Source organism: Oscillospiraceae bacterium (assembly GCA_035380125.1).
In the GTDB taxonomy this organism is placed as follows: domain Bacteria; phylum Bacillota; class Clostridia; order Oscillospirales; family JAKOTC01; genus DAOPZJ01.
On sequence record DAOSWV010000017.1, the window covers coordinates 22,558 to 34,836 of the forward strand.

The following is a 12,279-nucleotide window of genomic DNA, read 5'->3' on the forward strand; positions in this document are numbered from 1 at the left end:
CGACATATTCCATTATAATATAATCCGTAAAGGCGATTGAAATTACATGAAAACTCTTATCAGACCTTTAATCGGAGTATAGTTTAAATTTACCATTTTGTCAATATTTAAAAATATACTTTATCACTTTAGTTGACAAAAGCGATGAAGCGGTGTATAATGGAGGTATAAACCCTTGGAGGTGGCCTTGTTGACCGAGAAACTGCCGTTTTTTGACCGGATTCCCCTGCAGCTGCGGGCGCTTTACGAGAGCTTCGGCTATCGGAAATACCGCATGGATAAGTTCGAGACCTACGACACTTATCGCGAAAATAAAAATTTCCTGACCGGAGAGGGCATTATCACCTTTACCGGCGCGGGCGGCCGGTTGATGGCTTTGAAGCCCGATGTGACGATCAGCATCATTAAAAACGTCGATCCGGAAGATGTGCGGGAGAAATTATTTTATCACGAAAACGTGTTTCGGATGAAAAAAGGCGACGGCGAAGTGCGCGAGATCAGCCAGACGGGGTTGGAATACATCGGGGCTGACGACGCTTTCTCCGAGGCCGAGGTCGTGATTTTAGCCGCAAAGTCCTTGTCGTTGTTGGATGAAAATGATATTTTGAATATCGGGCATATGGGCTTTCTCTCGGGTGTATTCGGGGATTTGAGCGAGGAACTTTTAGACGCTTTGGCCGGCAAAAACCGCGCGGCATTGGCTGAGATCTGCGGCGATGCCGAATTGGCGGAAACACTGTGCACGCTCTGCGAAAAACCCACGGCGGAACTTGAATTTTTAAAAGGGCTGGTTAAAAACGAACGCACACAGGCTGCGTTCGAGGAACTGAAAACGCTGGCGGGGTTGCTTTGTGCGGCGGGACTGGATGAGAATATTCGCATTGATTTTTCGACCGTCAATGCCCCGGATTATTACAACGGCATCGTCATGCGGGGATATATCTCCAAAGCGGCTTCGGCGGTGCTGGCCGGCGGCCGTTACGACAGCATGATGCGGCGATTCGGCAAGCCGCAGACCGCGCTCGGGTTTGCGATTTATCTGGGCGAACTGGAGCGGGTGTTTTACGAGCCGTCCGAATTTGACGCGGACATATTATTGGTTTACGGCGAATGCGATCCCCGTGAGGCGTTGGAAAAGGCCGAAAAGATGCGGGCGCAGGGATATACCGTGCGGGCGGAAAAAGATCAAAACGGCGGCGTGCGCGCCAAGAAAACCATTGTTTTAGGAGCGAATCAAGATGCTTAACATCGCGCTTCCCAAGGGTCGTTTAGGCGATCAGGTGTATGATAAATTTCAAAAACTCGGGCTCGGCTGTTCCGGCATGGACGGCAGTGACCGCCGTTTGGTGTTCGAAAATCCCGAAGCGGGGGTGCGTTATCTGTTGGTCAAACCGTCCGACGTGGCGGTTTATGTCGTGCATGGCGCGGCGGACATCGGCGTGGTCGGCAAAGACGTTTTGCTTGAGACCGAACCGGACGTTTATGAACTGTGCGATCTCGGCATCGGCAAGTGCCGCATCGTGATCGCGGCGAAAAACGGCTTTAAAGAGGATACTTCGGTGCCGCTGCGGGTGGCGACCAAATATCCGCATGTGACCGCGCATTATTATGCCGATCTGAATCGGCGCATCGAGTTGATTAAACTCAACGGCAGCATCGAACTCGCTCCGGTGACCGGGCTTTCGGACGTGATTTCCGACATCGTCGAGACCGGAACGACGCTGAAAGAAAACAATCTTTCGGTTCTTGAAACCATCGCTTTTTCGAGCGCACGGCTGATTGCCAACAAGAGCGCTTATCAATTCAAGCGGGAGATGATCGACGGCATTCGGGACAGAATGGAGCAATTACGATGAATATCAAAATCATTGATATTAAAGATTTAAATAACGAGACGATTTTTTCGCGCAGTGTCTCCGAGACCCCGAAGCAGGTCTGCGAGGCAGTCGATGAGATTTTGAAAGCCGTTATCGCGGAAGGCGATTCGGCGGTTTTGCGGTTCACCGAAAAATTCGACGGCGCGAAACTTTTAAAAATTGAAGTTGATAAAACCGAACTCGATAAAGCGGAAAAGGAAGTCGGCGACGATCTGCTGGCGGCGATGAGGACCGCGGCGGAGAATATCCGGGAATTTCACTCAAAACAAATGCGCACGGGGTTCGAATTCAAACGGCCCGACGGGGCTGTTTTGGGTCAGCGGTTCACGCCGATTGAAAAAGCGGGCGTCTATGTGCCCGGCGGCACGGCGCGCTATCCCTCGACCGTTTTAATGGACGTGATTCCGGCAAAAATCGCGGGCGTCAAAGAGATTGTGCTGGCGACTCCGCCGGCAAAAGACGGGAAAATCCCCGCGGTAACTTTGGCGGCGGCCAAAATCGCAGGCGTCGACAGGGTATTTGCGGTCGGCGGCGCGCAGGCGATTGCGGCGTTGGCTTACGGCACGCAGAGCGTCCCGAAAGTCGACAAGATCGTCGGGCCGGGCAACGCCTATGTCACTGAGGCCAAGCGGCGGGTATTCGGGTTGGTCGGGCTGGATATGCTGGCCGGGCCGAGTGAGATTTTAATCATCGCCGACGAGAGTGCCAATCCCGATTTTATCGCGGCGGACATGCTTTCTCAGGCGGAACACGACAAAAACGCCTCTGCGGTGTTGATCTGCGAGACCGAGGCCTTTGCGCAAAAAGTGGTCGGCTGCCTTGAAACGCGGCTTGCAAGATTGCCGAGAAACGAGATCGCGGCGACATCGCTCGAAAACAACGGCATGATCATCATTGCGGGACTGGATGAGGCGGTCAAAATCTCCGATTCTCTGGCGCCCGAACATCTGGAACTGTGCGTGGACGACCCCGAAGCCCTGTTGGCCAAAGTCAAAAACGCGGGCAGCATCTTTTTGGGCAATTATACGCCCGAGCCGCTCGGGGATTATCTGGCCGGTACCAATCACACGCTGCCGACGATGGGTACGGCGCGGTTTTCAAGCCCGCTGTCGGTCGACGATTTTGTGAAGAAGAGCAGCTACATCCGCTACGATGCGAGTTCGCTCTCCGGCGTCGCCGAAAAGATCGTGAATTTTGCCCACGCCGAGGGGCTTGACGCACACGCTGAGAGCGTTCTTGCGCGGTTTGAGGATTAAATATATGAAATATTTAAATTCGAAACTGAAAAATCTTGTGCCGTATGTGCCGGGCGAACAGCCGGCGGATATGGACAGATTGATGAAATTAAACACCAACGAGTGTCCGTTCCCGCCGTCGCCCAAAGTGATCGAGGCGGTGAATGCGGAAGCGGTGTCCAGACTGCGGCTTTACAGCGACCCGACCTGCCGGAAGCTTGTTGAGGCCATCGCCGCGTTCGAGGATGTAAAACCGGAGAATATATTCGCCGGAAACGGCAGCGATGAGATTTTGTCGTTTGTTTTCCACGGGTTTTGCGAAAACGGTGCGGCGTTTGCCGACATCACCTACGGGCTTTATCCGGTGTTATGCCAAATGTTCGGGGTTGCCGGAACAGTGGTTCCGCTGAAAGATGGTTTTTCGCTCGACCCTGCCGATTATGCGGATTTGAGCGAGACGGTTGTGATTGCGAATCCCAACGCGCCGACCGGAATGGCGCTGCCGCTTGACGGCATCCGAAAACTGATGAAGCCGGGTCGGCTGACCGTGGTAGACGAGGCCTATGTCGATTTCGGAGCGGACAGCGCGGTGGAGTTACTTAAAGAATATGACAATTTACTGGTCGTCAAGACCTTTTCAAAGTCCAGATCACTGGCCGGCGGGCGCATCGGCTACGCGGTCGGCAGCAAAGAGCTGATCGCCGACCTGAACATGTTGAAATACAGTTTTAACCCTTATAATATCAATTCGCTATCCATAATCGCGGGTGTTGAGGCCGTCAAGGACGTTGAATATTTCGAGGAGTGCCGCGCAAAGATCATTCAAAACCGCGAAATGCTGACTGCGGGACTGCGGGAACTGGGATTCACGGTATTGGACAGCAAGGCGAATTTCGTGTTTGCGAAACCGTCCGGTATGAGCGGAAAAGAGTGCTTTGACGCGCTGCGCGAAAACGGGATTTTGGTGCGTCGGTTCGACAAGCCGCGCATCAATGACTTTTTGCGCATCACGGTCGGCGACGAAGCACAAACGGCAAAATTTTTAGAGACGATGCGAAAGATCGTTCGGAAAGGATAGATTGCCATGAGAAGCGCGCAGATTTCACGCAAGACCAATGAGACCGATATTGCGCTGACCCTGTGTTTAGAGGGCAGCGGCAAGGCCTCAATCGACACCGGCATCGGGTTTTTGAACCACATGCTGACGCTGTTCGCCTGCCACTCGGGGTTTGATCTGCAATTGACCTGCAAGGGCGACATCGACGTGGATTTTCACCACTCGGCGGAAGATATCGGCATTTGTTTAGGTAAGGCGCTGGATACGGCGCTCGGTGATCGGGCGGGCATCACGCGCTATGGCAGCGTGTTCGTCCCGATGGACGAGGCGTTGGTACTGGCGGCGATCGACATCTGCGGGCGGGCAACGCTCGGGTATGCGCTTGAGATTCCGTCGCAAAAGATCGGCGATTTTGACACCGAACTGATCAAGGAGTTTTTTACGGCGCTGACGCGTGAACTGAAAGCGGCGGTACACTTACGGGAGTTCTGCGGCGAAAACAGCCACCACATCGCGGAGGCCGCGTTCAAAGCGTTCGCGCGGGCGATGGCGATTGCGGTGAAAATTGACCCGGCGAAAAGAGATCAGATTCCCTCTTCGAAAGGCACGATTATTTAGATAAATCTCGCAAAGGATGGTTAAACATATGACGGCGATTGTCGATTACGGCGTCGGAAATCTCTTCGGGCTGGCGGCGGGTTTTGAAGCGGTCGGTGAGGAATGCAAAGTGACGGGCGATTTTCTTGAGATCGCGGCTGCGGATCGGATTGTGCTGCCCGGCGTGGGCGCGTTCGGAGATGCGGCGCAAAAACTGGCCGACAGCGGTCTGGTCGGGGTCATCAAGGACGAGGCGTTGGCAGGAAAACCGCTGCTCGGGATCTGTCTGGGCATGCAGCTGCTGTTTGTGCGCAGTTACGAATACGGCCTGCATTACGGGCTGGGGCTGCTCGGCGGCAGCGTGAAGCCGTTTGCGGACGTCCCTGGGTTTTCGCTGAAAATTCCGCAGATCGGTTGGAATTCGCTCGAAGTCAGACGGTCCGAAGACCCGCTGATGAAATACACCAAGGACGGTGATTTCGTCTATTTCGTGCATTCTTATTACGCCGACGAATGCGATCCCGACATCACGGCGACGACCGAATACGGCGTGCATGTGCCGGCGGTGGTCTCGCGCAAAAACATTTTCGGTTGCCAGTTCCACCCGGAAAAGAGCGGCGAAGTCGGGCTGCGGATTTTGAAGGCATTTTGTGAGGTCGAAGCATGAAGATATTTCCGGCAATCGATCTTTCCGGGCAAAAAGTGGTTCGGCTTGTGCGCGGGGATTATGACAAAATGACCGTTTACGGCGAAGACCCGGTCAAAACCGCACTGGAATTCGAGGCGGCGGGTGCGAAATATCTGCACGTCGTTGATTTGGACGGCGCGAAAAGCGGTTCGCGTGAGAACCTTTCGGTCGTTGAACAGATATTGAAAAACACGAAACTCTCGGTCGAGATCGGCGGCGGCATTCGGAATATGGAGGCCGTGAGGGATTATTTAAACGCAGGAGCCATGCGCGTGATCATCGGTACGGCGGCGGTCAAAGACCCCGACTTTTTAGCGGCTGCGCTGAAGCAGTACGGAGATAAAATCGCGGTGGGTGTGGACTTTAAAAACGGGCAGACGGCCATCGACGGTTGGACCAAAGCCGCCGGGGATGCGTTTGACTTCTGCCGAAAACTGGCCGATATGGGCGTCGGGGCGCTGATTTGCACTGATATCGCCAAGGACGGCATGCTCCAAGGCCCCAATCAGGAACTGTACCGGCAGTTGGTGCAGTTGAAAACGGAAATAATCGCCTCGGGCGGTGTGAGCGGCCTGGAGGATTTGAAGATTTTGAAACAGACCGGCGTCGGCGGCGCAATCGTCGGCAAGGCGCTTTACACCGGGGCGGTGGATTTGAAAGAAGCCCTGTTATTGGAATGTAGGGAACGGTCTTGACCGTTCCGTTTTGGAAAGGATGGCACACGAATGATGACGAAGAGAATTATACCCTGCCTTGACGTGCGGGACGGCAGAGTCGTCAAGGGGACGAATTTTTCGGGACTGCGCGACGTGGACGATCCCGTGGCACTGGCCAAACGCTATAACGACCGCGGCGCGGATGAACTGGTGTTTTACGATATTGCGGCCAGCGTGGCCGGACGCCCGCTGTTCGCGGATGCGCTCACCAAGGCGGCCAGACAGATTTTTATCCCGCTGACGGTCGGCGGAGCGATTCGGTCGCTGGACGATTTTGACCGCGTTTTAAAATGCGGTGCGGACAAGGTCAGCGTCAACACCGGCGCGATCCGCGACCCGATGCTGATCGAGCGGGCGGCGAAAAAATACGGCAACCAGTGCGTTGTGCTGTCGATGGACGTGGCGCGCGCGGGCGGAAAGTTTCACGTTTTCACCGCTGCGGGCAAGACCGACACCGGCATTGACGCGCTCGAATGGGCGGTCAGGGGTGAGGCCAACGGTGCGGGTGAGCTGGTGATCAACAGCATCGACACCGACGGCGTGAAAAAGGGGTTTGACATCGAACTGTTAAACGAGGTCTGCAAACGGGTCAAGATTCCGGTGATCGCCTCGGGCGGTGCGGGTAAAAAAGAGGACTTTCTGACCTTGTTTCGGGAGACCGACGTCGATGCGGGTCTTGCCGCGAGCATCTTCCACTACGGCGAACTTGAAATCCCGGATTTGAAGAAATATCTGTCCCAAAACGGCATTCCGGTGCGGATTTAGATGGAGGGCAACATGGACATCAATCAACTGAAATTTGATCAAAACGGGTTGATACCTGTAGTGGTTCAGGATTTTTACAGCAAAAAAGTGCTGACAGTCGCCTATATGAACCGGGAAGCGCTTGAGATCACGCTGGCCGAGAAAAAGACCTGCTTTTATTCGCGCAGCCGCCAAAAGCTTTGGCGCAAGGGTGAGACCAGCGGTAACTTTCAACATGTGGAACGTATCACCGCCGACTGCGACGGCGACGCGCTGACGGTCGAGGTCATCAAAGACGGACCCGCCTGCCACACCGGCAAGGAAAGCTGTTTCTTTGAGACGATTTATGAGGATACGGACGCCGAGAAAAAGGCGTTTTCGCTTGAAGCGCTCTACGGGCTGCTGTGCGACCGCAAAGAAAAACTGCCCGAGGGCAGCTATACGACCTATCTGTTCCAAAAGGGCAGGGAAAAGATCTTGAAAAAGGTCGGCGAAGAGAGCACCGAGGTCATTATCGGCGCGATGAAAGGCGATAAAAAAGAGACGGTCTGCGAGATCGCCGATCTGTGTTACCACACGCTGGTGCTGATGGCTGAGATGGGCATTTCGCCATCGGATATCGCGAACGAACTTGCCTCCCGCAGCATTGTCGACCACAAGGTCAAGCAGGGAGGTTGAAACGGTGAACAAGAACTTAAAAGCGCCCGATACCGATTTTTTATTTGAGGCGGTTTTAACGCTGAAGAGCGTTGACGAGTGCTATAATTTTTTTGAGGATTTATGCACTGCCGCAGAGATCAAAGAGTTTTCGCGCCGTTTCGCGGTGGCAAAGATGCTGTCGGAAAAGAAGTCCTATATCGAGATTATCGCCGAGACCGGTCTCTCAACCGCGACGATCAGCCGGGTCAACACCTGCCTGAAATACGGCGCGGGCGGCTATGTGCTGGCGTTGGAACGGACGGGGAAAGATTGATTTTCCGGAAGCTGTTATCAGTCCGAGATCCTTTGGCTGCGCTCAGGATGACAATTTTAGGGATTGTAAAAAAGGAAAATAAATGGTATAATTTTGTCGATTTGGAATGAGCTAAGTAAGCTGATTTTCGGAGGGCAAAATGATTATATATAAGCCCAGACACTGGCATATGGTTGCTGTCTACTCTGCAGCGCACTTTTTGGTGGACTTCGCCTGCGCCTTTTTTATGTTCCGCAGTATCGCCGGGACATCCGATGGGTTTCTCTGCGTGCTGCTTTATAATTTTTGCGCCTTTGCCATGCAGATGCCGCTGGGAATGATTGCGGATAAAGTGAACCGAAATTATTTGTTTGCGATATTCGGCTGCATCCTTGTCGCGTTCGCATTTGGCATCGGAATATTCCCGATTGCGGCAACAATCGTCATTGGGATCGGCAACGCGTTGTTTCATATCGGCGGCGGTATTGACGTTTTAAATATCAGTGAAAAGAAATTAGGAGCGCTTGGTGTATTTGTTTCGCCGGGTGCTTTCGGCATTTATTTCGGAAAAATATTTGGAAGCGGGAATGGATTTTCTGTCGTTTTCTTTCCGATGGCGTTGGTTTTGACAGCGGCATTGATTTTCGCGGCATATAAGGGGCAAAGAGGCACTTATCCAAAGAACGCCGCTTTTTCATTGGAAGGTGCAAGCTCAGCACATATCCTTGTTATCGCGGTTTGTCTGTTTTTAGTCGTCTGTCTGCGTTCTTTTGTGGGATTGGCATTGAATTTTTCGTGGAAAACGATCGGCATCTGGGGATTGGTGTTGATATGCGCTGTGGTGTTCGGCAAAACCCTCGGCGGTTTTGCGGCGGATCACTTTGGATTGCGGCGGGTTGTGATTATTTCATTGGGGTTGTCGGCTTTATTGTTTTTGTTCCCTGCAATTCCGATTGCGGGCGTTTCGGCGGTATTGTTGTTTAATATGACTATGCCGATCACGCTTTGGGCGATGGCGAAGATCATGCCCGGTGCAAAGGGATTTGCTTTCGGCCTGCTGACGTTTGCGCTGTTTCTCGGTTTTTTGCCGGTTTATCTCGGGGTTGAAGTACCGCAAAGCACCGCATGGATATTTGCGCCGCTTGCCGTGCTTTCCCTCGCTCTTCTTTGGTTCGGGTTAAAGAGAGCAAAGATATGAGTCGGGCGTTGTTGGCTTCTTTGGGGATTTCGCTTTTATTGACCTTAATTTTTGAAACAGGATTTTTCCTGCTGATAGGAAAACGGGATAAAAAAGACCTGCTGCTTTTAGTGATGGTGAACGTCGTCACCAATCCCTTGGTTGTGCTGCTCTATTGGTTGACGGTATTGCGCTGGGAGGTAAATTCTGTTATAATCATCCCATTGGAAGTATTTGCCGTATTAACCGAAGGTTGTTATTATAAAAAATACGGGATTAAGTTTAAACATCCGTACCTTTTCTCACTTGCTGCCAACGCTTTTTCGTTCGGGGCGGGACTGTTGATTAACTGGTTGATTTAGGAGGAAATTAATGATGAAAACAGTACGCATTTTTGTGATTATCCTGATTTGTCTTTTGTTGCTCCCTTCTGTCGTGATGAGTGCGGATTCGATTTTACAGCCGGAAAATGATTTTTATGAACAGTATAGGAACCAAATGGTCGAATTACGCCGCGACTTTATCGCTAACGGGGAAGACGGGTTTGCGGCTTTGAGAGAAGCGCCGGGAGCAAAAGACGAAACAGGCCGACTTCAAAACGGTGAAAAAATATACATCTTGTATGTATGCCTGTATGATGGCGAATACTGGGGCGTCTCAGATGAAGATTGGATTCGAATGGACCAGCTTTTAGTGCTGTATGATTATGTTTCCTTTGAAAAAGATCACTTTGATGAATTATATCTCTATCAAGGCGATTATGAAAAATTGAAAGAAACCCTCTCAGCCATCGCATGGCCGTGGCCGGGAGCCGATGCTCCGTTATGGACGACTGAAGATATCGAAATGGAGTATTTCAGCATTACTTATGCTTACTTAGATTCACAGGGGCGCGAGTGGGTGTTTGTGGATTCGCGCTACGACGGTTACATATGGATTTGCATGAGCGATCTGATGAACAGCGATATTCCGGCTTTTAATCCGGCTCCGGAGCCGACGAAGTGGGTTCCGGAAAGAAAATATGCCATTACGAAAATAGAGCCTACCGACAGTGACACCTCTGTGGATTCCTCAAGTCAAACCAGCAGTGATACCTCCGTGGTTTCCACGAGTCAAACCAGCAGTGATACCTCTGTGGATTCCTCAAGTCAAACCAGCAGTGATACCTCTGTGGTTTCCTCGAGTCAAGCTGATAGTAATACCTCTGTGGTTTCCTCGAGTCAAACCGATAGCAGCGCCTCCGGGGATTCTTCAAGTCAAATCCATATTAACACCTCCGGGGATTCCACAGAGTATACCGATATTAAAACCTCCGAGAATACAATGCTCTGGTTGATTATTGGGTTGGTAGCGGCAGTGGTCTTCGGCACAGCGGTATTGATTCGGGTGTTTTGGAAACCGAATAAAAAAGAGCAGGGTGGAAATGCCAATGAGGATGGTTGATTCAGGAGAGTTTCGATGAAAATAGTACGCAAAATAATATTAATAATATTTTGTCTCCTGCTGCTTCCTTCTTTTATTGTGAATGCAGATGTGATTATCGAACCGGAAAACGAGTTTTATAAACAGCACAGCAGTAAGATTATCTATCTGGGCCGAAAATTTACCGCAAACGGAAAAGACGGATTTGCGTCTGTAAAAGAAGCTCCGGGTTCAAGCGGCGAAACAGGCCGACTTCAAAACGGCGAGGAAACATATCTTCAGTATTCATGCCTGTATGACGGGGATTACTGGGGTTATTCTTTGGAACTTCTCGGTTGGATCAAAACAGATCAGCTTTTGGTGCTGTATGATTATATTGCCTTCGAAGAAGAACACTTTGATGAACTATATCTTTATAACGGCGACTACGGAGCGATCAAAGAGACCCGTTCGGCTATTGCTTGGCCGTGGCCGGGCGCCGATGCCCCTTTATGGACGCTTGAAGATATCGATACGGAGCATTTCAGCGTTGCTTATGCGTACACCGATGAACAGGGGCGCGAGTGGGGATTTGTGACTTATTTCACCGGAAACAATAATATCTGGATTTGCCTGAGCGAACCGCTGAACCGCGATTTGCCCGTTTTTAATCCGGAACCTGAGCCGACGATGTGGGTTACGGAAACCATACATACCGATATCAACGCCTCCGGGGATTCCATGCTTTGGCTGATTGTCGTGTTAGTGGCGGTTTTGGTTGTCGGCACGGCGGTATTGATCCGGGTGTTTTGGAAACCGAATAAAACCGAGCAGGGAGGAAACGCAAAATGATGAAACGCTTTATCTGTATACTTACGGTCATTATTTTCTTTGCATTACCGCTGACTCTGCATGCCGATTTGGTATCGGGCAATCATTTCTTTTATGAAAACGAGGATAAGACAGAGAGAGTCAGCGAAAGGTCATATGGGAAAAGTTTTATCATCAACAGCCCGTTGGGTTATGTGATCCCGGTGGAGGAACCCGGTTCGGATAAAGGGATACCGACAAATCTGGGATATGGAACTCATTTTGGGGAAACGGCACCGAATACTGATATATTCATATTTAAAAACGGCGAAGTTACGACGATAACAGCAGTATATCTTTATAACGGAGAATACTGGGGTGTCATGTCTCCCAGTCATGTATATCAACCACCCGGCTGGGTTTTGATGGACGACCTATTGATGAGATATGAGAGCGAAGATTTTGAGAGAGAAAACGAGGATGAAATTTATGAATTTACCGGAACCTTTAATACTTTACCGCTTAAAAAATTGGTTGTATGGCAATGGCCGGGTTCTGACAGAGAAAAAATCGTCATAGATGTGTTTTATATTGAAAATTATGAGAATGTCTATTTCGCTTACAAAGACAGCGAAGGCCGCGAATGGGGTCAAATAGCAAGTGGCTGGATATGCCTAAGCGACCCGGAAAACAAAACCGATATACCGAGTTTTAATCCTGCTTTAAAGCCGGTTAAATGGTCACATGACGGGAATCGTGACTGGACAAATGAGGCCACAGTATGGCCATCTGCTGATCCCACGGCTGAGAAAATTCATTCAATAGATATTATGCTTTTAATTTTCATTTCAGTATTTATTTTGGCTATGTCAGTTTTAATGATTGGATTAGTACATCGTGCAAAAACAAAAAAGGAGTAAGATGACTGATAAAATTCCGCATTATTATGCAAACGGTTTTGGATGATGATTCATGTTCATTTCCGCAGGTTTTCTGCATAAAATAGGGTCGTGACGGACAATGGG

15 protein-coding genes are annotated in these 12,279 nt (G+C 50.7%); all 15 read left to right on the forward strand.

From position 1 onward, the window contains the following. Positions 1-190 precede the first annotated feature (190 nt). The 15 genes from PK629_08215 to PK629_08285 all read left to right on the forward strand — a co-directional run bounded on the left by PK629_08215 (position 191) and on the right by PK629_08285 (position 12,174). The gene (locus PK629_08215; GenBank protein ID HOP11461.1) at positions 191-1,246 is read left to right on the forward strand and encodes an ATP phosphoribosyltransferase regulatory subunit; all 1,056 of its coding nucleotides are present in this window, start codon (positions 191-193) and stop codon (positions 1,244-1,246) included. Further along, on the forward strand, positions 1,239-1,856 hold the full coding sequence (gene hisG / locus PK629_08220; protein ID HOP11462.1) for an ATP phosphoribosyltransferase: 618 nt from the start codon (positions 1,239-1,241) through the stop codon (positions 1,854-1,856). Before PK629_08215 ends, hisG begins: the two co-directional genes overlap by 8 nt. Beyond that, positions 1,853-3,133 (forward strand): histidinol dehydrogenase, encoded by a 1,281-nt coding sequence (gene hisD / locus PK629_08225; GenBank protein ID HOP11463.1) that lies wholly within the window; start codon positions 1,853-1,855, stop codon positions 3,131-3,133. Before hisG ends, hisD begins: the two co-directional genes overlap by 4 nt. 4 nt (positions 3,134-3,137) lie before the next feature. Continuing rightward, positions 3,138-4,190: a histidinol-phosphate transaminase gene (gene hisC, locus PK629_08230; GenBank protein ID HOP11464.1), complete on the forward strand. Its 1,053-nt coding sequence runs from the start codon at positions 3,138-3,140 to the stop codon at positions 4,188-4,190. Between the two features lie 6 nt (positions 4,191-4,196). Then, a complete protein-coding gene (gene hisB / locus PK629_08235) occupies positions 4,197-4,787 on the forward strand; it encodes an imidazoleglycerol-phosphate dehydratase HisB (protein HOP11465.1) in 591 nt (196 codons plus the stop codon). Positions 4,788-4,815: 28 nt separating this feature from the next. Then, positions 4,816-5,433: an imidazole glycerol phosphate synthase subunit HisH gene (hisH, locus tag PK629_08240; GenBank protein ID HOP11466.1), complete on the forward strand. Its 618-nt coding sequence runs from the start codon at positions 4,816-4,818 to the stop codon at positions 5,431-5,433. After that, positions 5,430-6,149, forward strand: coding sequence for a 1-(5-phosphoribosyl)-5-[(5-phosphoribosylamino)methylideneamino]imidazole-4-carboxamide isomerase (gene hisA / locus PK629_08245; protein HOP11467.1), 720 nt, complete (start codon positions 5,430-5,432; stop codon positions 6,147-6,149). Before hisH ends, hisA begins: the two co-directional genes overlap by 4 nt. 30 nt (positions 6,150-6,179) lie before the next feature. Further along, a complete protein-coding gene (gene hisF, locus PK629_08250; protein ID HOP11468.1) occupies positions 6,180-6,935 on the forward strand; it encodes an imidazole glycerol phosphate synthase subunit HisF in 756 nt (251 codons plus the stop codon). Between the two features lie 12 nt (positions 6,936-6,947). Next, positions 6,948-7,592 (forward strand): bifunctional phosphoribosyl-AMP cyclohydrolase/phosphoribosyl-ATP diphosphatase HisIE, encoded by a 645-nt coding sequence (hisIE, locus tag PK629_08255; GenBank protein ID HOP11469.1) that lies wholly within the window; start codon positions 6,948-6,950, stop codon positions 7,590-7,592. Positions 7,593-7,596: 4 nt separating this feature from the next. Continuing rightward, positions 7,597-7,887: a YerC/YecD family TrpR-related protein gene (locus PK629_08260; GenBank protein HOP11470.1), complete on the forward strand. Its 291-nt coding sequence runs from the start codon at positions 7,597-7,599 to the stop codon at positions 7,885-7,887. 139 nt (positions 7,888-8,026) lie between these two features. After that, on the forward strand, positions 8,027-9,064 hold the full coding sequence (locus PK629_08265; GenBank protein HOP11471.1) for a hypothetical protein: 1,038 nt from the start codon (positions 8,027-8,029) through the stop codon (positions 9,062-9,064). Then, positions 9,061-9,405 (forward strand): hypothetical protein, encoded by a 345-nt coding sequence (locus PK629_08270; protein ID HOP11472.1) that lies wholly within the window; start codon positions 9,061-9,063, stop codon positions 9,403-9,405. The genes PK629_08265 and PK629_08270 overlap by 4 nt, the downstream gene beginning before the upstream one ends. A 10-nt stretch (positions 9,406-9,415) precedes the next feature. Then, positions 9,416-10,486: a hypothetical protein gene (locus PK629_08275; GenBank protein ID HOP11473.1), complete on the forward strand. Its 1,071-nt coding sequence runs from the start codon at positions 9,416-9,418 to the stop codon at positions 10,484-10,486. Positions 10,487-10,576: 90 nt separating this feature from the next. Further along, on the forward strand, positions 10,577-11,296 hold the full coding sequence (locus PK629_08280) for a hypothetical protein (GenBank protein ID HOP11474.1): 720 nt from the start codon (positions 10,577-10,579) through the stop codon (positions 11,294-11,296). Further along, positions 11,293-12,174 carry a hypothetical protein gene (locus PK629_08285; protein HOP11475.1) on the forward strand — a complete coding sequence of 294 codons (882 nt, stop codon included), beginning with the start codon at positions 11,293-11,295 and terminating at the stop codon, positions 12,172-12,174. Before PK629_08280 ends, PK629_08285 begins: the two co-directional genes overlap by 4 nt. The last annotated feature ends 105 nt before the right edge of the window (positions 12,175-12,279 follow it).